This window comes from Paraglaciecola sp. 25GB23A (assembly GCF_040012495.1).
Taxonomy (GTDB): domain Bacteria; phylum Pseudomonadota; class Gammaproteobacteria; order Enterobacterales; family Alteromonadaceae; genus Paraglaciecola.
Genome location: NZ_JBDYKM010000001.1, coordinates 750,517 through 773,259 on the forward strand (window position 1 = coordinate 750,517; position 22,743 = coordinate 773,259).

General features: G+C 41.3%; 24 protein-coding genes and 2 tRNA genes. All 26 read left to right on the forward strand.

What is annotated here, in order from left to right; translation table 11 throughout:
• The first annotated feature begins 27 nt into the window (after nt 1-27).
• The gene (flhF, locus tag ABKW31_RS03290) at nt 28-1,311 is read left to right on the forward strand and encodes a flagellar biosynthesis protein FlhF (RefSeq protein WP_348614772.1); all 1,284 of its coding nucleotides are present in this window, start codon (nt 28-30) and stop codon (nt 1,309-1,311) included.
• Nucleotides 1,308-2,174, forward strand: coding sequence for a MinD/ParA family protein (locus tag ABKW31_RS03295; RefSeq protein WP_348614773.1), 867 nt, complete (start codon nt 1,308-1,310; stop codon nt 2,172-2,174). Before flhF ends, ABKW31_RS03295 begins: the two co-directional genes overlap by 4 nt.
• Nucleotides 2,171-2,902, forward strand: a complete 732-nt coding sequence (locus ABKW31_RS03300; RefSeq protein ID WP_348614774.1) for an RNA polymerase sigma factor FliA — start codon at nt 2,171-2,173, stop codon at nt 2,900-2,902. The genes ABKW31_RS03295 and ABKW31_RS03300 overlap by 4 nt, the downstream gene beginning before the upstream one ends.
• Before the next feature lie 42 nt (nt 2,903-2,944).
• Nucleotides 2,945-3,328: a chemotaxis response regulator CheY gene (gene cheY / locus ABKW31_RS03305; protein ID WP_306023892.1), complete on the forward strand. Its 384-nt coding sequence runs from the start codon at nt 2,945-2,947 to the stop codon at nt 3,326-3,328.
• Between the two features lie 33 nt (nt 3,329-3,361).
• A complete protein-coding gene (locus ABKW31_RS03310) occupies nt 3,362-4,126 on the forward strand; it encodes a protein phosphatase CheZ (RefSeq protein WP_348614775.1) in 765 nt (254 codons plus the stop codon).
• Between the two features lie 12 nt (nt 4,127-4,138).
• A complete protein-coding gene (locus ABKW31_RS03315) occupies nt 4,139-6,304 on the forward strand; it encodes a chemotaxis protein CheA (RefSeq protein WP_348614776.1) in 2,166 nt (721 codons plus the stop codon).
• Between the two features lie 46 nt (nt 6,305-6,350).
• Nucleotides 6,351-7,424 (forward strand): chemotaxis response regulator protein-glutamate methylesterase, encoded by a 1,074-nt coding sequence (locus tag ABKW31_RS03320; RefSeq protein ID WP_348614777.1) that lies wholly within the window; start codon nt 6,351-6,353, stop codon nt 7,422-7,424.
• 70 nt (nt 7,425-7,494) lie between these two features.
• Nucleotides 7,495-8,271 (forward strand): ParA family protein, encoded by a 777-nt coding sequence (locus ABKW31_RS03325; RefSeq protein WP_348614778.1) that lies wholly within the window; start codon nt 7,495-7,497, stop codon nt 8,269-8,271.
• Complete coding sequence (locus tag ABKW31_RS03330) at nt 8,271-8,978, forward strand: chemotaxis protein CheW (RefSeq protein ID WP_348614779.1); 708 nt, start codon at nt 8,271-8,273, stop codon at nt 8,976-8,978. The genes ABKW31_RS03325 and ABKW31_RS03330 overlap by 1 nt, the downstream gene beginning before the upstream one ends.
• A gap of 24 nt (nt 8,979-9,002) precedes the next feature.
• The gene (locus tag ABKW31_RS03335) at nt 9,003-9,494 is read left to right on the forward strand and encodes a chemotaxis protein CheW (RefSeq protein WP_348614780.1); all 492 of its coding nucleotides are present in this window, start codon (nt 9,003-9,005) and stop codon (nt 9,492-9,494) included.
• A gap of 78 nt (nt 9,495-9,572) precedes the next feature.
• Nucleotides 9,573-9,977, forward strand: a complete 405-nt coding sequence (locus tag ABKW31_RS03340) for a DUF2802 domain-containing protein (protein ID WP_348614781.1) — start codon at nt 9,573-9,575, stop codon at nt 9,975-9,977.
• A gap of 254 nt (nt 9,978-10,231) precedes the next feature.
• The gene (gene aspS, locus ABKW31_RS03345; RefSeq protein WP_348614782.1) at nt 10,232-11,998 is read left to right on the forward strand and encodes an aspartate--tRNA ligase; all 1,767 of its coding nucleotides are present in this window, start codon (nt 10,232-10,234) and stop codon (nt 11,996-11,998) included.
• 15 nt (nt 11,999-12,013) lie between these two features.
• Complete coding sequence (nudB, locus tag ABKW31_RS03350) at nt 12,014-12,484, forward strand: dihydroneopterin triphosphate diphosphatase (RefSeq protein ID WP_348614783.1); 471 nt, start codon at nt 12,014-12,016, stop codon at nt 12,482-12,484.
• 8 nt (nt 12,485-12,492) lie between these two features.
• A complete protein-coding gene (ruvC, locus tag ABKW31_RS03355) occupies nt 12,493-13,014 on the forward strand; it encodes a crossover junction endodeoxyribonuclease RuvC (RefSeq protein WP_348614784.1) in 522 nt (173 codons plus the stop codon).
• A gap of 66 nt (nt 13,015-13,080) precedes the next feature.
• Nucleotides 13,081-13,704: a Holliday junction branch migration protein RuvA gene (gene ruvA / locus ABKW31_RS03360; protein ID WP_348614785.1), complete on the forward strand. Its 624-nt coding sequence runs from the start codon at nt 13,081-13,083 to the stop codon at nt 13,702-13,704.
• Between the two features lie 129 nt (nt 13,705-13,833).
• Entirely contained in the window at nt 13,834-14,841 is a 1,008-nt protein-coding gene (gene ruvB / locus ABKW31_RS03365; RefSeq protein WP_348614786.1) for a Holliday junction branch migration DNA helicase RuvB, read from the forward strand.
• Nucleotides 14,842-15,448: 607 nt separating this feature from the next.
• Complete coding sequence (gene ybgC, locus ABKW31_RS03370) at nt 15,449-15,850, forward strand: tol-pal system-associated acyl-CoA thioesterase (protein WP_348614787.1); 402 nt, start codon at nt 15,449-15,451, stop codon at nt 15,848-15,850.
• On the forward strand, nt 15,840-16,553 hold the full coding sequence (gene tolQ, locus ABKW31_RS03375; protein WP_348614788.1) for a protein TolQ: 714 nt from the start codon (nt 15,840-15,842) through the stop codon (nt 16,551-16,553). Before ybgC ends, tolQ begins: the two co-directional genes overlap by 11 nt.
• 12 nt (nt 16,554-16,565) lie before the next feature.
• Entirely contained in the window at nt 16,566-17,000 is a 435-nt protein-coding gene (tolR, locus tag ABKW31_RS03380) for a protein TolR (RefSeq protein WP_348614789.1), read from the forward strand.
• 9 nt (nt 17,001-17,009) lie between these two features.
• Nucleotides 17,010-17,900: a cell envelope integrity protein TolA gene (gene tolA, locus ABKW31_RS03385; RefSeq protein ID WP_348614790.1), complete on the forward strand. Its 891-nt coding sequence runs from the start codon at nt 17,010-17,012 to the stop codon at nt 17,898-17,900.
• Nucleotides 17,900-19,258: a Tol-Pal system beta propeller repeat protein TolB gene (gene tolB / locus ABKW31_RS03390; protein ID WP_348615189.1), complete on the forward strand. Its 1,359-nt coding sequence runs from the start codon at nt 17,900-17,902 to the stop codon at nt 19,256-19,258. The genes tolA and tolB overlap by 1 nt, the downstream gene beginning before the upstream one ends.
• A 44-nt stretch (nt 19,259-19,302) precedes the next feature.
• Nucleotides 19,303-19,872, forward strand: coding sequence for a peptidoglycan-associated lipoprotein Pal (gene pal, locus ABKW31_RS03395; protein ID WP_348614791.1), 570 nt, complete (start codon nt 19,303-19,305; stop codon nt 19,870-19,872).
• A gap of 12 nt (nt 19,873-19,884) precedes the next feature.
• Nucleotides 19,885-20,631 (forward strand): tol-pal system protein YbgF, encoded by a 747-nt coding sequence (gene ybgF / locus ABKW31_RS03400; protein ID WP_348614792.1) that lies wholly within the window; start codon nt 19,885-19,887, stop codon nt 20,629-20,631.
• A 167-nt stretch (nt 20,632-20,798) separates the two neighbouring features.
• Nucleotides 20,799-20,874 (forward strand) — tRNA-Lys (locus ABKW31_RS03405).
• Between the two features lie 68 nt (nt 20,875-20,942).
• Nucleotides 20,943-21,018: transfer RNA gene (locus ABKW31_RS03410), tRNA-Lys, on the forward strand.
• Between the two features lie 874 nt (nt 21,019-21,892).
• Nucleotides 21,893-22,738 carry an HDOD domain-containing protein gene (locus tag ABKW31_RS03415; RefSeq protein ID WP_348614793.1) on the forward strand — a complete coding sequence of 282 codons (846 nt, stop codon included), beginning with the start codon at nt 21,893-21,895 and terminating at the stop codon, nt 22,736-22,738.
• Nucleotides 22,739-22,743: the final 5 nt, after the last annotated feature.

The following is a 22,743-nucleotide window of genomic DNA, read 5'->3' on the forward strand; positions in this document are numbered from 1 at the left end:
ATTGGCTAGACGGTATAAGGGGGTAAGGTGAAAATTAGACGTTTTTATGGCAAAGATATGCGTGATGCACTAAAACAAGTTAAAGATGAACTTGGCGGTGATGCAGTCATTATGTCCACTAAAAAGCATGCCGATGGTATTGAAATAGTTGCAGCCTATGACAGGGAGCCCGCGGCGACACTTAAACCTCAGCAGTTAAGAACTAATAACGCTAAAACACCGACTTTAAGTGAAATTATTGGTGACTCTGGTCCAGACAGTTTGCGAGCTTTACTTGAAAAACAATCAAAAGTAGCCGTGAGTTCAGAGCAGAAGGTCGTGAGTCCTGTGCCAAAAGAGGCGACTAAAACCGAAGCTGTCGCGGCTAAATCGACAAATACATCAGATAGTTCAGCCCTTGCTGAAATGCGTTCTGAGCTAAGTTCACTACGCAATATTTTGCAATATCAAATCTCGGGTTTATTGCAGCAAGATAAAAATCGTAAACATCCTTTACATGCTTATTTAGTGTCAAAATTAGAGCAAATGGGCATATCAACGTCGCTAGCTGAAGAAGTGGTGGCATATGCACCAGAAAAAGCAGATGAACGAGAAGCTTGGGTGTTTTTATTGAAGTTAATAGCAAACCGCTTACAAACTAAACCCGATGATATACTCAGTCATGGTGGCGTTATTGCATTAATGGGGCCGACAGGTAATGGCAAAACTACAACAATAGCCAAACTCGCCGCCCAAGGCGCACAAAAATATGGTGCTGACCAAGTTGCAGTGATTACACTGGACAATTACCGGATCGCTGCTTTCGAGCAAATCGCTACTTATGGCCGTATCATCGGTTGTGTGGTAAAAAAAGCTCAAACCAGTGAAGAATTAGCAGATTTATTGTTTCAATATAGGAATAAGCGGTTAGTATTAATTGACACTGCGGGCTTTGGTCAAAGAGATGTTAGATTAATCAAACAGTTAGATACCTTAAATAGTGATGTATGTGCTAATATCAAAAAATTCTTGGTATTGCAGGCAAATTGCCAATATCAAGTCATTCAGCAAAGCATAAAAGTCTACAAACAAGTGGGGCTACAAGGGTGTATTTTGACTAAACTTGATGAGTGCTACAGTTTAGGTGAAGCGATAAGTGCGGTTATTGAGCATAAGTTGCCAGTATGTTATTTAACAAATGGACAACGAGTTCCAGAAGATTTACAACTAGCAGACACAAAATTTTTAATAACCAGTGCTGCGAAGCTTTATAAAAAATATGGTTTAATTCATACTACGGAAAATGAAGCTTACAAAGCAGTAGCAGTATGATTGAGGATCAAGCGAGTAGCTTAAGAAGAATGAATCAATCTAGATTAATTAAAGTAATAGCGGTGACTGGTGGTAAAGGTGGCGTAGGTAAAACTAACGTCACTTTAAACACGGCTATTTCATTGGCGCAGCAAGGCAAACGTGTCATGGTGCTTGATGCTGACTTAGGCTTAGCCAACGTCGATGTATTACTTGGCCTACGAGTTGAGAAAAATCTATCTCATGTCTTATCGGGTGAATGCACACTTGACGAAGTCTTAGTTGAGGGGCCATATGGAATAAAGATTGCCCCGGCTTCTTCTGGAAGCCAATCTATGACTGAACTGACACCAACTGAACATGCAGGACTTATTCGTGCATTTAGTGAGTTGCAGTCACAAATTGATGTGTTAATAGTTGATACTGCGGCCGGCATTTCCGATATGGTACTGAGCTTCTCAAAGGCGTCACAAGATATTATTATGGTGGTTTGTGATGAACCCACCTCGTTAACCGATGCCTATGCTTTAATCAAAATATTAAACAAAGAGCATGGAGTATTTCGCTTTAAAATAGTAGCGAATATGGTTCGAACACCTCGGGAAGGGGATGAATTGTTTGCCAAGTTGAGTAAGGTGACTGACCGCTTCCTCGATGTAGCACTTGAATTAGTTGCCGTTATTCCTTTTGATGAAAATGTCAGAAAGGCAGTCAGAAAACAGAAAGCGATTGTCGATGCTTTTCCAACTTCTCCAGCATCGATGGCGATTAGAAAATTAGCGAGAAAAGCAATTGATTGGCCAATACCGTCGCAGCCAGGTGGCCATTTGGAGTTTTTCTTAGAGCAGTTAGTCAGCAAAAAAGCAGTAGGCGATAATCGGTGAATAGTAAAGCCTCAGCTTACCAACAGATGACTGATAAGAATGAACTTGTTGAACGTCATGCTCCTTTGGTTAAGCGTATTGCCCATCATTTGTTAGCAAGGCTACCTGCTAGTGTGTTAGTAGACGATTTAATTCAAGCTGGCATGATCGGTTTACTTGAAGCATCAAGAAATTTTGATGGTAGTAAAGGGGCGAGTTTTGAAACGTTTGCCGGTATTCGTATCAGAGGCTCCATGCTAGATGAGATACGGAAAGGCGATTGGACACCTCGTTCAGTGCATAAAAATGGACGTGCTATTACTCAAGCTATTCGTGAAGTAGAGCGAGAGACTGGCCGGGATGCCAGAGATGTCGATGTTGCCGAAAAACTGCAAGTTAATATTGTAGATTATCATCAAATGTTACTTGAAGTGAATTCAGGTAAACTGATTGGTATTGAAGATTTGGGTGTCACAGAAGACGTTGTTACAACAGAACAAACAAAGGGGTCTGACGTGCCCTTTGAAGATTTGTTACAAGGTTCATTTCAAAAAGCACTCGCTCATGCTATTACTACCTTACCTGAACGAGAGGCGATTGTATTGTCACTCTATTACGATGAAGAATTAAATTTGCGTGAAATAGGTGAAGTACTGGATGTTAGTGAATCAAGAGTAAGTCAAATACATAGTCAAGCCATGCTTAAACTTAAAGTTCGCATGCAAGCTTGGCACAATAACGATAATTAAATTTGCATTGAAGATGGGTATGAACCCTTACCGGAGGTAGTTTTGGATAAGAATATGAAGATTCTTGTTGTTGATGATTTCTCAACAATGCGTCGGATTATCAAGAACTTACTTAAAGATCTTGGCTTTACGAATATACAAGAAGCAGATGACGGAAGTACTGCTTTACCGATGTTACAACAAGGTGACTTTGATTTTGTGGTTACAGACTGGAACATGCCCGGAATGCAAGGTATAGATTTGCTCAGAGCGATTAGAGCAAATCCAAACTTAAAACATATTCCGGTGCTTATGGTAACCGCAGAAGCCAAGAAAGAGCAGATTGTGGCAGCAGCCCAAGCTGGTGTGAATGGCTATGTCATCAAACCATTTACTGCGGCAACGCTCAAAGAGAAGCTGGCGAAAATTTTCGAACGCTTAGGTTGAATTCAGAAAACCCCGATATAGAGGAATTGCTGTATGAAAACCGAAAGCCCGCCGCCTATTTCTTTGCAAGAAGCGAGAAAACTGGTTGAGTTATTGGAGCAAGGAGATAACAAAGGTGCCAATGAGCTCCTTGAATCTATTGGTGTTCAAGACTCAGTAGAGTTATTTGCCGAAGTCGGAAAACTGACGCGTCAATTACATGACTCACTAAATAATTTCCAATTAGATCCGCGTATTGTCAATTTGACAACGGAAGAGATTCCCGATGCTCAGGCTCGATTAACTTATGTTATTCAGTCAACCGAAGATGCTGCCAATAAAACCATGGATTTGGTTGATTCTTGTATGCCCATAGCGGAAAAATTGCACGATGGTATTTCAGCTTTATTACCAGAATGGAATAAACTGATGTCTCGCGATTTACAGCTTGGCGAGTTTAATCAACTTTGCCAAAACATGGGGGATTTTTTAAAAAGCGGAAGCGAAGATTCTGCTCAGTTGACAGGGCTACTAACTGAAGTCTTGATGGCTCAAGGTTACCAAGATCTTACTGGACAAGTAATACGTCGAGTGATTGAGTTGGTCAAAGAAGTTGAAGATAACCTAGTTTATATGCTGACAATGTTTGGTGGTCTTGAATCCAAAGACGGTAAACAACGTAAGGATAAAGCTAACAATTCAGATAAACAGGCCGATACAATAAAAGCTGAAGGACCAATCTTAGATGCTGAGTCTCGCGAAGACGTTGCTTCAGATCAGGTTGATGTTGATGATTTGCTTTCGAGTCTTGGTTTTTAGGGGTGCTAGCGTATGGCTTTTGATGTTGATGAGGATATATTACAAGACTTTCTCGTTGAAGCAGGGGAGATCTTAGAACAATTACAAGAACAATTAGTTGATCTTGAAAACAATCCAAAAGATGCTGATTTACTTAACGCTATTTTTCGGGGATATCATACCGTTAAAGGTGGTGCGGGTTTTTTATCGCTGGGCGCATTGGTTGATATTTGTCATGGAGCGGAAAACGTATTTGATGTTATGCGTACTGGGAAACGGACTCTCACGTCTGAATTGATGGACGTTATTCTGCAAGCAACCGATGAAGTTGTTAAAATGTTTGATAGTGTCAAAGCTGGTCAACCCCTAGTGCCAGCTGGTGAGGAACTCTTAGATACTCTGCATCGACTCAGCCGTCCCGAATCTGAGGACGAAGTGGTTCACGAAACACCAGAAGAATCCGGTCAAATAGAAGAACCAAGTTCAGGCGATACACAAACAGATGATTCCGGCGATTTCAGCGAGGATGAATTTGAAGCACTGCTTGATGAATTGCATGGAAAGGCACCCCCTGCGACAAAAGAAACAGAAACAAAACCCTCAAGATCCTCTGGCGCTGATGAAGATATTAGTGACGACGAATTTGAAGCTTTGCTAGACCAATTGCATGGCAAAGGACAATTTAAGCTTGAAGAAGAAGCCAAACCTGCACCCAAAGCCGCAGAAGCTGATGTAAAAGCAACTAAAAAGAATGCAGCTAGTGATGAAATTAGCGATGAAGAGTTTGAAGCTTTACTCGATGAATTACATGGCAAAGGGAAAGCCCCTGATACCGTAGAGGAAGTTAAAGCGGAACCTATTGCGCCTAAGACTCCTCCGCCTGTTGCAAAGGCTCCAGTAGGGAAGCCAGTCGCACCGGTGGTTAAGGCCCCTGTGGAAGTCAAAAAGCCAGCTGAAAAAGCCCAGCCAGCAGCAGAGGCAGAAAGTAAAGAAGACAAAAAACCTTCTGCCGTGCCTCAAGCAGAGACTACCGTTCGAGTAGACACTAAAAGACTCGACCAAATTATGAATATGGTGGGTGAATTAGTTTTAGTTAGAAACCGCTTGATTAGCCTTGGAATTAATATTGCTGATGAGAGCATGTCAAAAGCGATTGCCAATTTAGATGTAGTCACGGGTGATTTGCAGGGCGCGGTCATGAAGACACGCATGCAGCCAATTAAAAAAGTATTTGGTCGTTTTCCTCGAGTTGTTCGTGATTTAGCTCGAGCGCTGAAAAAAGAAATAACCTTAGAACTTGAAGGCGAAGAAACTGATTTAGATAAAAACTTAGTAGAAGCCTTAGCCGATCCTTTAGTGCATTTAGTCAGAAACTCTGTAGACCATGGTATTGAATCACCAGAAGATCGCAGAGCTGCTGGTAAACCTAGTATGGGTACAGTTAAATTAGCCGCTTCACAAGAAGGTGACCATATACTACTTACCATCACAGATGACGGTAAGGGCATGGACCCTGAAAAGCTGAAAGAAATTGCTATAAAACGCGGTGTAATGGATGCTGATACAGCTGCCAGAATGACTGATGTAGAAGCTTTTAACCTTATCTTTGCACCCGGCTTTTCAACTAAGACTGAAATTTCTGAAGTGTCTGGTCGTGGCGTCGGCATGGACGTGGTCAAAACTAAAATCAATCAGTTAAATGGCTCGGTGAAAATAGATTCAAAGCTTGGTATAGGGACAATACTTGAAATAAAAGTACCTCTTACACTAGCCATTTTGCCCACTTTGATGATTGTGGTTGGGGAGCAGACATTTGCTCTACCTCTAGGTTCAGTCAATGAAATCATTAATGTTGATCCTACCAAGACCAACACCGTGGATGGACAACTCACTATGATTGTCAGATCTAAGGCGATACCTTTATTCTACTTAAGAGAATGGCTTACTCGCAAACCAGGTAAACTTCCTCCAGTAGATAAAACAAAAGGTCATGTGGTTGTGGTGCAAATTGGTACCAAACTACTGGGCTTTGTGGTTGATGCTTTGATTGGCCAAGAAGAAGTGGTGATCAAACCCCTTGATGAGTTGTTGCAAGGAACGCCGGGCATGGCCGGAGCAACGATAACCAGTGACGGTGGTATCGCGTTAATTTTGGATGTTCCAGGCCTGCTTAAACGTTACGCTACTAAGAAGGTATAGTTACATAAGACTCATTTTTGTTTTTATATTTTTACTTAGGGTTTAAATGGCTTACCGAATATTAATTGTTGACGATTCTACTTTTTTTCGTCGTCGTATTACGCAGATTCTGCAGGAAGACTCGGAGCTTCAAGTTGTTGGGGAAGCCAAGAATGGCTTGGAAGCTATTTCCCTCGCTCAACAACTTAAGCCAGACGTCATCACTATGGACGTTGAAATGCCAATAATGGATGGTATTACAGCTGTTAGGAAGATAATGGCCCTGTGTCCAATGCCAATCATCATGTTTTCGTCTTTAACTCATGATGGTGCAAGTGCTACTTTAGATGCACTCGACGCAGGTGCATTGGACTTTCTACCGAAAAAATTTGAAGACATCGCACTAAACAAAAAAGAAGCCAAGTTACTGCTTCAAGATCGAATTAAGACCCTTGCTCGCAAGAGTACAAGCTTGGGGCGCTCGGTTTTAAGTCAACCGCCAATAGCGCGGTTTGAGACGAGTCAAGCACCACGCTCTGCTATCGGTAAAAATATTAGAAAGAGTTATAAATGCTTAGCAATAGGCACTTCAACTGGTGGCCCTGTGGCTTTGCAGAAGATACTGATGGGTTTTCCTCACTCATTTCCTTATCCCATCATTATGGTGCAGCACATGCCAGCCGCATTCACTGAGGCATTTGCCAATAGACTTAATGACTTATGTAAAATTACGGTCAAAGAAGCTAAGCAAGGGGATGTTCTGGTTGCTGGTACTGCCTATTTGGCCCCGGGCGGATGCCAAATGACAATAGAAGGTAGGGCGAGTTCAGCCCACATTAGAATCTCAGATGCTGAACGCTATCCAGAAATGACATATAAGCCCAGCGTAGACCTCACATTTGCATCACTATCTAATGTTTTTGGCGGAGATGTATTGGGTGTTATCTTAACTGGTATGGGAGCTGATGGTCGTGAAGGCTGTCGTGAATTGAAGTCGCAAGGTGCAAAAATTTGGGCTCAGGATGAAAAAAGCTCTGTTGTTTATGGTATGCCTCAAGCTGTTACAGTGGCAAATATCGCTGAACAAAATTTTGATATTGAGCATATGTGCCAACAAATTAAATCTGAAATGCTCGATTAAATAGCAGCTTGTAGACCAACTAACACCCTGGATTTTAAGTTAAAAATAATATTTATATAAGGCCACAATTTTGATTGTTTGGACAGTTGCTAATCACAAAGGTGGGGTTGGAAAAACCACTACGACGGTGACTATGGGAGGACTTTTAGCCCAAGCTGGCAAACAAGTTATATTGGTTGATACGGATCCACAAGCCTCACTAAGTTACTATTTTGGTGTTGACTCAGAGCAGTTATCTTCCAGTCTGTATGATGTTTTTATTAATGGTAAAACACTTAGTAAAGAAAATGTTCTAGATTGTTTGTGCCCCACAAAACTTGATTCCTTGTTTATTTTGCCTGCGACAATGGCGCTGGCAACCTTAGATCGAAAAATGGGCACGCAAAATGGCATGGGGCTTATTTTGAAAAAAGCTTTAGAGCTTGTGAGTGATGAATTCGATTTTGCGATTATCGATTGTCCCCCAGTGTTAGGTGTTTTGATGATCAATGCATTAGCCGCTTGTGATAGGGTTATCGTACCTGTGCAAACGGAGTTTTTGGCGCTTAAAGGGCTTGAACGAATAATGCATTCAATGGAAATAATGCAAAAGTCTTTAAATAAGATTTTTGCCTTTACTATTGTTCCGACTATGTACGATAGGCGAGTTAATGCCGCAACCGAGTCATATAAAAACTTAAAGGCGACCTATGGTGATGGGGTTTGGCCTGGGGTGATCCCCGTTGATACTCGGTTTAGAGATGCCAGTCAGGCGCAGACGCCTCCGTCGGTGTTTTGTGCTAAATCAAGAGGGGTATTTGCCTATGCTAAGTTACTTAAATATATTTTAGATTTGGATAACAAATAATGTCGGGTAAGCCTTTTGCGAATGAAGAAGTAATGGAAGACTACATGTCAGCTTTATTGACTGAAGATCCTGCTATTGATTCTTTTCAGAAGCAAGCAATTGCTAGCTTGTTAGAAAAAGCAAAACCGGCGCCTCGAAGCGAACCTTTTGAGCCTATTCCCCTGGTTTCTGTTCGCGATGAACCTAAAGAAATTGAGGCAACAGTCGAAATAAAAGCAACGGAATTAAGTAAAGCTCCTGCTAGACTAGAAACTAAGGTGCCTGAGGCTGAATTTCAAGCCTTGTTTTTTGAAGTTGCAGGTTTGACACTAGCCGTGCCTTTGACAGAGTTAGGGGGGATTCATCAGCTTGATGCTATCAATCCTTTGTTTGGTAAACCGAGTTGGTTTAAAGGCGTAATGCTGCACAAAGGCAGCAAATTTAATGTGGTAGATACCGCAAAGTGGATAATGCCAGAAAAATCTGCTGAAAAACTGGCAGAAACCACAAAATATCAATATCTTATACTATTAGATGAAAGTGGTTGGGGATTAGCCTGTGAACGTTTGGTCACAACCTCAACTTTGCAACCTGAAGATGTTAAGTGGCGTAATCCTGGCGCTAGCAGACCTTGGTTGTCGGGAATGGTCAAAAATAAAATGTGCGCTTTGGTTAATGTGCAACAGCTTGTTGCGATGTTAACGCAAGGTTTAAGTAGTAACGATTAACCCCTTAAGGGTGGAGCATTTGCAATGAGTAATAACAAAAATCCAAGTAATAAAGTCACTGCTGGTGATGACGTTCTACAATGGGTCACCTACAAGCTAGGTGAAGAGACCTATGGAATAAATGTTATGCAGGTGCAAGAAGTCCTGCGTTACACTGAAATCGCACCTGTTCCAGGCGCACCAGAATACGTATTAGGTATTATTAATTTGCGCGGTAATGTAGTCACGGTTATCGATACCCGCTCTCGTTTTGGTTTGCCTTCTTCAGAAGTATCTGACAACAGTCGTATCGTCATTATCGAATCGGATGACCAAGTTGTCGGTATTATGGTAGATAGTGTGGCTGAGGTCGTCTATTTACGCTCATCTGAAATAGACAGTGCACCTAATGTTGGAACAGAAGAAAGTGCTAAATTTATTCAAGGTGTGAGTAATAGAGACGGTCAATTGTTGATATTAGTCGATTTGAATAAATTATTGAGCGATGATGAATGGGACGAAATTACCAATATCTAAGATTGGAATTTGAGTAACCTTTAGTTAAGTGAACTCAATGCAGAGTTTTGGACAGGAAACCGACCAGTTGAAGTTATCATGCCCCAGTATTTAATTGTTAGTGCTATAGCAGGAGTACTGTTATTGTTAAGCTGGGGTTTTACTTTCTATCTTTTTAGGAAGATTCGCCAATGTGAATTTCAGTTAGCTTCGGTGCATGACAATTTACTTGGCAATGAAAACAAATTAAACCAAGTAAATGATGAGTTACATGAAACTCGTATCGGTAACCAGGCACTAGGACGGAAAGTTAAAGACTTAGTTAGGTTGATAGGGGAAGTACAGTCTCGTCAAGAAAAGTTAGCTGAGCAAGATCCGCAAAGCCGCTTCTATGCTAACGCGGTCAAGCTAATCACTGATGGTGCTTCTTTGGAGGATGTTATGCGAGAATGTGACTTACCTCGAGCTGAAGCTGAATTGCTCTTTAGTCTTCATCAGTCATAGAACCTGCTCCTTTTTTTGAATAAGTCGTTATTCTACTTCACTAACTATTCTTGGCACTCTTAAGTGCAAGCAATACTTTCTACGAAGCATGTGCTCTACCATCAGTGCATTTTGCAAAATTGACATTCGAATCATTACTTTTCGGTAATTAAAAACACTTTAATTTTCTCGCTGCGATGCATCTTGTAATTAATTACGTGTATACTACGCGGCCGTAAATTTCATCCGTATTATTGATTTAGAGGCGAGTTTTCATGCGCACAGATTATTGTGGCAACATCAATGCATCCTATATTGGACAAACCGTAACTTTGTGTGGCTGGGTTAATCGCCGTCGCGATCTTGGTGGTGTTATTTTTATCGATTTGCGTGATCGTGAAGGCATTGTTCAAGTGGTTTTCGATCCAGATTTGGCTGAGTCATTTGGCGTAGCAAATAGTTTGCGCAACGAGTTTTGTGTGCAGCTAACTGGTCTTGTGCGTGCTCGTCCAGCTGGACAAGTTAATAGCGATATGTCCACTGGCGAAATTGAAATGTTAGGTAAGTCCTTGACCATACTTAACAAATCAGCTCCCTTGCCCTTAGATTGGAATCAAGAAAACTCAGAAGAGCAGAGACTGAAATATCGATACTTAGATTTGCGTCGTCCGTTGATGAGTGATCGTTTAAAATTTCGCGCTAAAGTGACTAGCGCAGTGCGTAGCTTTATGGACAATGCTGGTTTTTTAGATATTGAAACCCCAATTTTAACTAAAGCCACCCCAGAAGGTGCACGCGATTATCTGGTTCCTAGCCGAACGCATAAAGGCCAGTTTTTTGCTTTGCCGCAGTCACCACAGTTGTTCAAGCAATTATTGATGATGGCCGGAATGGATAGGTACTATCAAATTGTTAAATGCTTCCGCGATGAAGATCTACGTGCCGATCGTCAACCTGAATTTACTCAAATTGATATAGAAACAACCTTTCTAGATGCTGATGGTGTTATGTCCATCACAGAAAGTATGATCCGAGATTTGTTTCAAAAGATGTTAAATGTAGACTTGGGTGATTTTCCACAAATGACCTATGCAGAGGCTATGCGTCGTTTTGGTAGTGATAAACCTGACTTACGCAACCCACTTGAATTGACCGATGTTGCCGATCTGCTGAAAGAGGTTGAGTTCAAAGTGTTTGCCGAACCGGCCAATAATATCAAAGGCCGTGTTGCTGTTATTAAGGTGCCGGGTGGGGCGACTTTATCTCGTAAACAATTAGACGACTATGCTAAGTTTGTATCGATCTACGGTGCTAAAGGTTTAGCTTGGATGAAAGTTAACGACCTCGAGGCAGGGATGGATGGTCTGCAATCACCGGTACTAAAATTTTTATCTGAGCCAGTGGCAATGGCAATTGTCGAGCGTTGTGGCGCGCAGTCGGGCGATCTGATTTTATTTGGTGCTGATACTAAGACCGTAGTGACAGAGGCAATGGGGGCATTACGTCTGAAGTTAGGTGAAGATTTAGCCTTGCTCAGTGGTGAGTGGCGTCCTTTATGGGTAGTTGATTTTCCAATGTTCGAAGAGGTTGATGGTCGCTATTATGCTTTACACCATCCTTTTACCGCACCGCGAAATTTAAGCTCTGAACAATTGGCAGCAGATCCTGCCAATGCCCTGTCTAATGCCTATGATATGGTGTTAAACGGAGTAGAGTTAGGTGGTGGCTCGGTGCGTATTCACCAGCAAGACATGCAGGCTAAAGTATTTCAACTCTTAGGTATCAGCGACGAAGAGGCACAAGTAAAATTTGGTTTCTTATTAGAGGCACTTAAGTATGGTGCTCCACCGCACGCTGGTTTGGCTTTTGGCCTAGATAGACTGGTAATGTTAATGACAGGCGCTACGTCTATTCGTGATGTTATGGCTTTCCCAAAAACCACTACGGCAGCCTGTCCTCTGACTAATGCACCGGGAGAGGCTAATCCTGAGCAGTTGAGAGAACTCGCTATTCAAACCATCAAATCCGTAGTTGAAAAATAGTCTGTTGAGCCATCGATGAGTGCTCACTGGCGTATACCTGAATCTGCCTTAGTCGTGATTTATAATCAGGCTGGGCAGGTTTTGGTCATGCAACGAAATGATGATCCCTTGTTTTGGCAATCAGTGACCGGAACAAGAGAAGCCGCAGAATCTCCCTACCAAACCGCCGTGCGGGAAGTCAGAGAAGAAACCGGTATAGATATTAACGCCTGCCACTATCAACTAATTGACTGTCACAAAATCAATCAATATGAAATTCGAGATTGCTGGCGTCATCGCTACCCACCAGATATCAGCATTAACACAGAGAATGTTTTCAGCCTAATGGTCGCTAATGAGCAAGAGATTATTTTGACCGAGCACAGTGCTTATGCCTGGTTGCCCAAACTACAAGCCATGGCGAAAGTTTGGTCGCCGACGAATAGGGCTGCCATAGAACAGTTTGTGCCTGATGTGGGTGTTGTTGATGTTGTAGCTCAAGCATGAGAGTTTAAATGGCGATTATATTGGGTATCGATCCTGGCTCAAGATTAACGGGTTATGGCATCATTAAACAAGTAGGCAGCAAGAATGAATATTTGGGTAGCGGGTGTATTCGTATGCAAGGCGATCCACTTGCGCCGCGCTTAAAACAAATATTTGATGGTGTCAGTGAAATTATTGCGCAATTTAGTCCAACGGAGTTTGCGATTGAACAAGTTTTTATGGCTAAGAACCCTGATTCGGCCTTAAAGCTCGGTCAAGCGCGCGGCGCAGCTATTGTAGCTGCTACGTGTCATGATTTGCCCGTGGCTGAGTATTCTGCCAGGCAAATCAAACAAGCAGTGGTCGGTAAAGGCAATGCAGATAAAAGCCAAGTTCAACATATGGTAACGTATTTATTAAAGTTAACGGCGAGTCCGCAAGCTGATGCAGCTGATGCCCTTGCGGTGGCACTTTGCCATAGCCACACTCACCAAAGCCTGATAAAAATGCTAGGCCAAGCAACTAAAACGGTACGTGGCCGTTTACGATAATATTGACATAAATATTATTGGGCAACGCGGCATAGCAATAACTCAAATCGCTACACAGGAAACAACATGATTGGCAACATTCGCGGTATATTATTAGAAAAGCAGCCCCCTGAAATCTTAATTGAGGCAGGTGGCGTGGGTTATGAGGTGCAGGTGCCCATGACCAGTTTTTACCAATTGCCAGAAATCGGTCAAGAAGTTAGTTTGTGTGTGCATTTTGTTGTGCGTGAAGATGCGCAATTATTGTTTGGCTTTGCCAACAAACAGGAAAGAGCTGTTTTTCGGGAATTGATTAAAGCCAGCGGAGTAGGCCCTAAATTAGCCTTAACCATTTTGTCAGGTATGAATGCTGCTCAGTTTATGCAAGCCGTCAGTTTGGATGATGTTACTGGTCTTACCAAATTACCAGGTGTGGGTAAAAAGACCGCTGAACGCTTGGTGATAGAACTACGCGACAGACTCACTAAGTTGGCGGTAGCTCCTTCGAATACTGAGGCGTTTGGTCGCGTTGCGAACCTCCCAATTGAAAATACCTTTTTGCAAAGTAACGATGTGAAAGAAGAAGCATTAAGTGCCTTGGTTGCCTTAGGCTATAAGCCCGCACAGGGAAGTAAAATGATTAACTCGGTCTACAAAGCAGATATGCGCAGCGAAACCCTTATCAGAGAGGCGTTACGAGCGATGAATTAATTTTACTTTGCTACGCTTTAGTAAGACGCAATTCACTATTTCTGATACCGTATTAACTAATTTTAATGATAAAGATAACCAGTTAGATGGTTAGAATATTATTCAACATAAGAGTTTGTTGCAAAGAATATGATTGAAGCTGATCGTTTAATACAACCTGTCGCCAGTAAAGAAGATGAAATTATCGATCGTGCTATTCGACCCAAAATGCTGGTTGATTACACGGGTCAGGATCACGTGTGTTCACAAATGGAAATCTTCATTGCTGCTGCACGTAAACGTCAAGAACCTTTAGACCATCTGCTGATTTATGGCCCACCAGGATTAGGTAAAACGACCTTAGCCAATATCGTGGCAAATGAAATGGGGGTAGGGATTAAGACGACCTCTGGACCAGTGCTTGAAAAAGCCGGCGATTTAGCCGCTCTGTTGACTAATCTTGAAGAAAATGATGTGTTGTTTATAGATGAAATTCATCGCTTATCTCCGGTAGTTGAGGAAATACTCTATCCTGCAATGGAAGATTACCAATTAGATATTATGATTGGCGAAGGACCCGCGGCTCGCTCAATTAAATTAGAGTTACCGCCTTTTACCTTAGTAGGGGCTACAACTCGAGCAGGCTCTTTAACTTCCCCGCTTAGGGATCGTTTTGGTATCGTTCAGCGTCTTGAATTTTATAGTGTTAAAGACTTAACCACGATAGTCAAACGCTCTTCTAGTTATTTAAATTTACCTATTGATGAAGCTGGCGCTATAGAGATCGCGCGGCGTTCTCGTGGAACTCCTCGAATAAGCAATCGTTTATTGCGCCGCGTGCGTGATTTTGCTGAAATAAAAGCTCAAGGTGAGATTACCTCTGAAGTCGCTTGTCTAGCCTTAGATATGCTTGATGTCGACAGGGAAGGCTTCGACTATATGGATAGAAAATTACTAGTGGCTATCATTGATAAGTTTATGGGAGGCCCGGTTGGTTTAGAAAATTTGGCCGCTGCGATTGGTGAAGAAAAAGAGACGATTGAAGATGTTATTGAGCCCTTTTTGATTCAGCAGGGATTTTTACAGCGTACACCACGAGGCAGGATTGCCACTCAAAGAGCGTTTCTGCACTTTAATAGAGATTATTCTCCAAGTTAAGCTAATTCTCTATTCCTTGATCTTCGCAGCGAAAAATAAGTAAAAAAAAACCCACGAAATCGTGGGTTAACAACAGAAACTGTTGAAGAAATATCCAGGGAACATGTTAGTCAACACTACATTGACCGGAGCATCTGCCGAGTGTCATGCTGTTGCAGTACAACACCCGTCGAGAAAACAAGGCCTATTATAGGTTTTGATATAGAACTTACAACTGAGATAAATTGTTTATTCACATTAGAAAAAGTAATGTTTTGCTCTCGCTTGTATTGGTTTTATTGGTTGATGGAGAGTTGTTAATAAAATAAAACGCATTAAAAACAGTGGCTTGGATTTTTTGTGTTATTTTTAATCGATTAAAATAATTAAGGTGTTAATTTGGTTTTTGTTTTTATATGCATTTAAATGCAATTATTGGGCTATAAAATTTAGTAACAAATTTGAGTCTTTAATTCCTTTTATCTACGTATTAAGGTAACTGTCTGAAAATTATCATAAAAATTTATAATACTTGGATGTTACTTAGCTTGGGGCTGATAGTGCTTGTTGCATAAAAATGCAATGGTGAATCGGCCGTTTATTAGTGAAAATAAATGGTTTCGGAATTATGCAGTATAAACATGCCATAAGAGTGTATTACGAGGATACTGATGCCGGTGGCATTGTCTACTATGCTAATTATTTAAAATTTTTTGAGAGAGCTAGAACGGAGTGGTTAAGGAATTTAGGCATAGAACAAGATAAACTTTTGGAACGTTCTGTCGGTTTTGTCGTCAAACGCGTTGAAATGGATAATCATGCGCCTGCTCGCTTCAATCAGTTGTTGTGTATTCAAAGCGAAATAGTAGAATTGAAGCGAGTTAGTCTGGTATTCAAACAAAAAATTATAAGTCCAAGTGATCAATGCTTGGTGAGTGCAACAATCAAGGTAGCTTGCGTTAATTTATCAAAGATGAAGCCGCAAGCGATACCAGCATATATTTTAGAGGAATTAGCGCGTGTCATCTGATTTAAACTTTTTTGATCTTTTTCTCCAAGCCAGTTTGTTGGTGCAATTTGTCATGGTGTTGTTGTTGGCTGTGTCGATATTTTCGTGGGCATTTATATTTGAAAGAAGTAAGGCACTTAATTTCGCGCGTAGTGAAATGAAAAAATTTGAAGATAAATTTTGGTCGGGCGTCGATCTTAATAAACTTTATCAAGAGTTGTCGGCTCGTCAGTCAATTCAAGGTATGTCGAGTATGTTTTGTGCCGGTTTTAAAGAATTTGTACGTTTACGTAAAACCAGCTCTACCCCTGCAGAAGTGGTAATGGAAGGCTGTTACCGTTCTATGCGAGTCGCTTTATCTAGAGAAGTTGACGGTTTAGAGAATCGACTACCATTCTTAGCAACAGCAGGTTCGATTAGTCCTTATATTGGGCTATTTGGTACTGTATGGGGGATTATGAACGCCTTTATTGCTTTAGGCGAAGTACAACAAGCTACTCTTGCTATGGTAGCCCCAGGTATTGCTGAAGCCTTGATCGCCACTGCGATGGGTCTATTTGCCGCGATCCCAGCCGTCATAGCCTACAACCGTTTTAGTCATCAAGTGGAGAAACTTGAGAATAACTACGGCAATTTTATGGAAGAATTTTCAAGTATTCTGCATCGCCAAGCCTTAGCCGCTAACGCCGAGTCTATGACTCGTAGTACTAATCCAAGTAATTAAGGCCCTAATCTAATGGTTGTATATACCAGAAAACGCCGTCGTCCAGTCTCCGAAATTAACGTTGTACCTTATATTGACGTTATGTTGGTGTTGCTTATTATTTTCATGGTGACAGCTCCTTTGGTTACGCAAGGGGTGAAAGTTGATTTACCAAAGGCCGAGGCCGCTGCCTTAGATAAAGACACTAAGCCACCTTTAATTGCCTCAGTTGATGCGCAAGGTAACTACTTTTTAAATGTAGGTGACAGTCAAGACAAATCCATGTCTGCGGTTGATTTAGCAACCTTGGTTGCGGCTCATCTGCAGTTAGAGCCGCAAACTCCAGTGGTGGTAAAAGGAGACGGAGCTGTACCTTACAGTGAAGTAGTGCAACTGATGGTCTTACTCCAGAGGGCTGGTGTGCCTTCGGTAGGCCTGATGACTGGGCCACCTGAGAAAAAGAGATAATGAACTGAAATGAAAAAATTTTCTATTCCTTTGTCTTTATCTGTAGTTCTGCATGTTGCGGTTGGCGTTATTCTGACCGTGAGTATCAGTTTTAATCAACCATTCGAAGAAGATGTATCCATGGATGCCCCTATTATCGATGCTGTTATGGTTGACCAAAGTACCTTAGAAAAACAGGTTAAAAAAATAAAAGATGAGCAAACAGCTCAGCGTCAAAAAGAGGAGCAACGGGTCCAAGAATTGGAGCGCCGTGCCGATGAGGCTGAACGCCAGCGCCGTCAAAAGGAATCTCAAGTAGCAGAGCTTGAAAAAGAAACGCAAAACCAACTCAATGAAAAGAAAAAAGCAGAACAAGCTGCGGTAGAAGCGCGAGAAAAGCAAAAGCAAGAGAAAGCTAAAGCTGCCGCACTCGAAGAACAGCGTAAGGTAAAAGAACAGGAAAGACGCAAAGCTGAGGAGCAAGCACAAGCGGCCAAAGACAAGCGCGAAAAAGCAGAAAAAGCCCTGAAAGAAGCCGAGCGCAAAAAGCAAGAAGCGGCAGACAAAGCGGCACAAGAAAACTTATTGGAAGAGCAATTACAAGCAGAGCAAGCCGTTCGTCAGCAGAAACGCAATAAACAAGTCATTAGTGAAGTGCAGAAATATGAAGTGTTAATAAAGCAAACTATTCAACGCAATCTTATTGTTGACGATGCGATGAGAGGACGTTCTTGTCGTTTGAATATACGTTTAGCGTCTAATGGCTTAGTGACGCAAGTAAAAGAACTTTCAGGTGATGCGGTCTTATGTAGGGCCGCTATTGCAGCAGTGAAAAAATCAGATACGCTGCCAGTGTCTCCAGAGGCAGATGTATTTGAAAAACTACGAGATATTAATTTAACCGTTGAACCAGGACTATGATGTTTAAAAATAAAGCGATACTTTTTTGTTGTGTTTTGTTGCTAGCAAGTTTTAATAGTTTTGCGGCATTAGAAATTGTTATAACTGAAGGCATTGATACCTCTCGACCTATAGGTGTTGTGCCTTTTAAATGGGTGGGTCCGGGTACTATGCCGGAAAAACTGACGAATGTTATTGCTGCCGACTTAAGACGCAGTGGTAAGTTTAATCCTATTGATGTTGCCAGTATGCCGCAGTATCCCAGTTCATTTACTGATGTAGATTATGGCGCTTGGGTTGCGGCTGGCGTTGAGGCTATCCTTATCGGTAAGGTCGAGTTAAGTGGTATCGATCAATATGCCGTTTCATTTGAGTTGATCGACGTCGTGCGCGGGCAAATTACCGGTGGACAGACACAAGTTTTAAGTAACGGTAAGTTGATCGCTAGTAATGACCAAATTATGGATGCCCGACAAGCAACTATAGGTGGTGCTGATTTTAGACAATACGCACACCGAATTAGTGATGTGGTATATGAAAAACTCACGGGCGAAAAAGGCGCGTTTTTAACCCGAATCGCCTATGTCATTGTGCGTGATAAAACCATTAATGAATTCCCCTTTCAGCTTGTTGTGGCCGATTATGATGGGGCAAATGAGACCACCTTATTGCGTTCTAAAGAACCACTGATGTCACCATCTTGGTCCCCTGATGGTACTAAACTGGCGTACGTAAGTTTTGAGAATAAGCGTCCACAAATATTCATCCAAGACATATACACCATGAATCGTATACAAATGTCTGATTTTAAAGGTATTAATGGTTCTCCCGCATTTTCTCCTGATGGAAAGCAATTAGCCTTGGTTTCATCAAAAGACGGAAATCCAGAGTTGTATGTTATGGATATTGCGACTAAGCAGGTGCGCAGAATTACAGATGATCGCGCAATAGATACTGAGCCCAGTTGGATGCCTGACGGTAAGAGCCTAATATTTAGTTCTGAGCGAGGTGGTAAACCTCAGCTGTATAAGGTAGATTTAGCAAGCAATAAAGTTCGTCGTCTTACGTTTGAAGGTGATATGAATCTAGGCGGTAAGGTAACACCGGATGGTAAACAATTAATTTTTGTTAATCGTACTCGCGGCAATTATCATATAGCGCGTCTAGATTTAAATAGTGGTAATATGCAAGTATTAACTAAAACATATTTAGATGAGTCCCCCAGTATTGCTCCGAACGGGAGTATGATAATTTATAGTACCTTACATGAAGGAAAGCAGGTTTTATCACTTGTTTCTCTTGATGGAAGGTTTAAGGCACGGTTGCCCGCTGCCGACGGGCAGGTCAAGGCGCCAAATTGGTCACCCTTTTTGTTATAATGTTCAACCTATTAATTTAGTTTAGATAAAGATAAGGAAAAAAAATGCAATTTAGTAAAGTTTTTAAAGGGTTAATCATAGCTCTACCAATCGTAACTATGGTGGCATGTAAATCGGGTCCGACCGCTGATGAAATCGAAGCACAGAAAAACAGAGAAATAGCCACTGCTCAGGCAGAAGCCGATAGAATGGCTGAAGAGGCTCGCAATGCAAGTGTGCAAACTGGCGTTATGACTCCGGTTATGTCACCAGCAGAAAAAATGAAAATGGAATTAAGTGCATTGAGTAATGAACAAACGGTTTATTTCGATTTTGACCGTTCAACTATTAGCTCTGATTTCTATTCAGTGTTAGACAAACATGCTGCATTTTTGGCTAAAAATCCGAGTCAATCTATTGTTATAGAAGGACATTGTGATAGTCGCGGAACACCTGAATATAACATCGCCCTAGGTGAGTTACGTGCAAAGTCTGTACAAACTTATTTGCAAAACGCCGGTGTAAGTAGCTCACAAATGTCAGTAGTTTCTTATGGCGAAGAAAAGCCGGTAGTGAGTGGCAGTACTGAAACTGCATTCGCTAAAAACCGTCGTGGTGTTTTAGTTTATCAATAAAAAGTAGAGAACATGATTAAACGCATGATTGCGCTTAGTTTGTTATCGGTGTTCGGAGTCGCGTTATTTGCGGCTCCTGCTCCTGTTGCAGACGTTACAAGCGGCAGCAATGACCAACGTATTGAAGCGTTAGAGAGACTCTTCACCACGCGCACTGAAGGTCAGCATAGAATGCAACAGCAGTTGGATACTATGCAGCAGGAAGTGAATGAATTACGTGGCAGTATAGAATTACATAATTATCAATTAGAGCGAATTCTTGATAGACAACGAGAATTATATGCCGAGATTGATAAGCGCATGGCAAACATGGTCGCGGCACCTGCCGCAGAGTTAAGCAATGCAGACGAAGCCAATGCGTCTACTAACTCAATGGCTTTATCTGAGAATGAGAATGAGGCTTACGACAAGGCCGTTAATCTTATTCTGAAAGATAAGCTCTATGACCAGGCCATTCCTGCATTTCAAACTTTTTTAAAAACCTATCCCAAGTCTAGTTATGCTTCTAATGCACATTATTGGTTGGGACAACTCTTGTTTAATAAGCAAGATTGGACTGGAGCCAGTGCACAATTTCAAGCATTGATAAGCCAGTATCCTGATTCCAATAAACGCGCTGATGCAATATTGAAATTAGGTATAACTGAAATAGAACGAGCTAATACGGCTCGAGCTAAGCAATTGTGGGAACAAGTTGTAACAGAATACCCGGGTACGCCTTCGAGTAAATTGGCTGAAAAACGTCTAAAAAGTTTATAAGGGGCAATGCTTTTTTTGCGGCAACCGCTTTTTGTTGTTCAGTAATTGACTGAATTGCTTGCTTTTTCGGCAAACAAATCAAATTACAAAAATAAAATGGCTTTTGACTTGCACTGAAGTATAGATTGAGTATTATATGCGCCCGTCGCAGTGAGGCGGGTGGAAATGGGTCGTTAGCTCAGTTGGTAGAGCAGTTGACTTTTAATCAATTGGTCGCTGGTTCGAATCCAGCACGACCCACCAATTTCCAGATATTATCATTACATATTGTATGTCTATGGTAATGTGTACAAAAGCAGTTTCAATTAGATGGGTCGTTAGCTCAGTTGGTAGAGCAGTTGACTTTTAATCAATTGGTCGCTGGTTCGAATCCAGCACGACCCACCATCTAAGTATGATCGATGCAACCCACAAAGTGCGACGAGAACACATTCCTAAGTAATCTACTATTAGATTTGCGTTATAAAAAAACATCTTCTTTCCCATCGTCATAATGTTCCTTTTCGACTCTTAAATATTTGTCATTAGTTCCAACGTTCCTTAAGCACCATGATCAATTTTTTCGACTATTGTGACGGGAACTCAATATAACGTTTACACAATCACCTGTTATCTGAATATGATTTTTATCTAGCTAAAAATGCCGAATGTAAAAAATTATCAGTCTAGGATTAATTATTCTTATCCGCTATTTATCGACGCTATAATATAAAAACTAATTGATAAAACTATGGTGGGCTCTAATTATCAGATTAATCCTACTCAAAACGCCAAGAGTCTATTCAGCCCAAAGCTTATTTTGGATGAAATTGACTAATGGCCCTGAGTATTGATTGAAATTAATCGTATTTTGTAATTGTGTAGCCATAATGCTCACAATCCGCGTAGTCAGTTCTTAGCGCTTTTTGACACGGTTGTGAGCCGTATTAAGAAAAGACATTACTTATTGATACAAGAGCCTACAGGCTTTATTTTTGTGTGATTTAGCAATGCATTTATCAAATCGATAAATATTTCTATCAAATTAGCATTAACTTTGATTAGGAAGTGCTTTTTGTACACAAGACTGATTATTGTAGGGTGAGTATTATTTTTCACTCTGCAAAACAGTCATCGATTTAACATTTTAAAATTTCTTTTGAAATTTATTGTGCGATTTCATTGTTTCAATTAGTCTTTTCTGCAGGGGAGAGTTTTTTCAAGCGTATTTATAAATCATGGTTTACACTTTGGTGAGTCAATGAGCAGGGCACAACATTAAATGAATGCAAAAGATTACGCTATCAACGCTGATGATGTTTTTGTCCTACCTGAAGCGGTTGTAAAAATTAAACAATTAATTGATGATCAAACTGCGTCTATGTCTGAAATTGCAGAAGTCATCAATTATGATCCTGCAATAATGACCCAGGTCCTAAAAATATCAAATAGCGCACTTTACAAATTTCCTGCAACAATCTCCACCGTCAGTAAAGCTATTCAAGTGATTGGCACCAAAGCCGTCTATGACCTCGTTTTAGCTTACGGGGTGTCCAATGCATTTAAGTCAATTCCGTCAAACATTATTGATTTAGAACGTTTTTGGGAAAGAGGGGTCAGCTGTGGTTTATTGGCCAAATATTTTGCAGAAGAATTGGGAGTCAAAGAGCCCGAACGCCTATTTGTTTGTGGTTTATTGCACAACATTGGTGAGTTGGTCATATTGAAGTTCAATCCTGAGGCTGCCGTTTTGTGTCGACAGTTTGATGTTAACAATACACCTTTAGACATCGAATTAACCCATCTTGGGTTCAGTTATGCAGAGGTAGCTGCAGAGCTACTCAAGCTCTGGGGATTGCCTATAGAAATATATCAACCTATTAAGCGACTGCACCCAAGCCTTGCAACCGCTCTGACAAAAGAAGACCAAATTTTACAGCTCAGTTATTTACTTTCGGTTAATAATGTATACAAAGAGCATTACAAACCCCACGATAGACTAAGCCCTTATTTATATGAAAACCTGGGGCTGGACTTAGAGCAGGTCAACGATGCTTTAGATTTGACCAATCTACAACTGATGAGTGCGATGGCCGTTTTTAGCCCCTCAACCTTTAGCATTTTTTAAATGTA

What these genes read in the sequence shown, in the direction of transcription:
- ABKW31_RS03320 (WP_348614777.1), top strand. Translation starts at nt 6,351, where the DNA reads ATGGCTTACCGAATATTAATTGTTGACGATTCTACTTTTTTTCGTCGT.
- ruvB (WP_348614786.1), top strand. Translation starts at nt 13,834, where the DNA reads ATGATTGAAGCTGATCGTTTAATACAACCTGTCGCCAGTAAAGAAGAT.
- ybgC (WP_348614787.1), top strand. Translation starts at nt 15,449, where the DNA reads ATGCAGTATAAACATGCCATAAGAGTGTATTACGAGGATACTGATGCC.
- ABKW31_RS03415 (WP_348614793.1), top strand. Translation starts at nt 21,893, where the DNA reads ATGAATGCAAAAGATTACGCTATCAACGCTGATGATGTTTTTGTCCTA.
- pal (WP_348614791.1), top strand. Translation starts at nt 19,303, where the DNA reads ATGCAATTTAGTAAAGTTTTTAAAGGGTTAATCATAGCTCTACCAATC.
- ABKW31_RS03310 (WP_348614775.1), top strand. Translation starts at nt 3,362, where the DNA reads ATGAAAACCGAAAGCCCGCCGCCTATTTCTTTGCAAGAAGCGAGAAAA.
- ruvA (WP_348614785.1), top strand. Translation starts at nt 13,081, where the DNA reads ATGATTGGCAACATTCGCGGTATATTATTAGAAAAGCAGCCCCCTGAA.
- tolB (WP_348615189.1), top strand. Translation starts at nt 17,900, where the DNA reads ATGTTTAAAAATAAAGCGATACTTTTTTGTTGTGTTTTGTTGCTAGCA.
- ABKW31_RS03330 (WP_348614779.1), top strand. Translation starts at nt 8,271, where the DNA reads ATGTCGGGTAAGCCTTTTGCGAATGAAGAAGTAATGGAAGACTACATG.
- ABKW31_RS03335 (WP_348614780.1), top strand. Translation starts at nt 9,003, where the DNA reads ATGAGTAATAACAAAAATCCAAGTAATAAAGTCACTGCTGGTGATGAC.
- ABKW31_RS03295 (WP_348614773.1), top strand. Translation starts at nt 1,308, where the DNA reads ATGATTGAGGATCAAGCGAGTAGCTTAAGAAGAATGAATCAATCTAGA.
- ABKW31_RS03315 (WP_348614776.1), top strand. Translation starts at nt 4,139, where the DNA reads ATGGCTTTTGATGTTGATGAGGATATATTACAAGACTTTCTCGTTGAA.
- nudB (WP_348614783.1), top strand. Translation starts at nt 12,014, where the DNA reads ATGAGTGCTCACTGGCGTATACCTGAATCTGCCTTAGTCGTGATTTAT.
- ybgF (WP_348614792.1), top strand. Translation starts at nt 19,885, where the DNA reads ATGATTAAACGCATGATTGCGCTTAGTTTGTTATCGGTGTTCGGAGTC.
- tolR (WP_348614789.1), top strand. Translation starts at nt 16,566, where the DNA reads ATGGTTGTATATACCAGAAAACGCCGTCGTCCAGTCTCCGAAATTAAC.
- tolA (WP_348614790.1), top strand. Translation starts at nt 17,010, where the DNA reads ATGAAAAAATTTTCTATTCCTTTGTCTTTATCTGTAGTTCTGCATGTT.
- ruvC (WP_348614784.1), top strand. Translation starts at nt 12,493, where the DNA reads ATGGCGATTATATTGGGTATCGATCCTGGCTCAAGATTAACGGGTTAT.
- aspS (WP_348614782.1), top strand. Translation starts at nt 10,232, where the DNA reads ATGCGCACAGATTATTGTGGCAACATCAATGCATCCTATATTGGACAA.
- ABKW31_RS03340 (WP_348614781.1), top strand. Translation starts at nt 9,573, where the DNA reads ATGCCCCAGTATTTAATTGTTAGTGCTATAGCAGGAGTACTGTTATTG.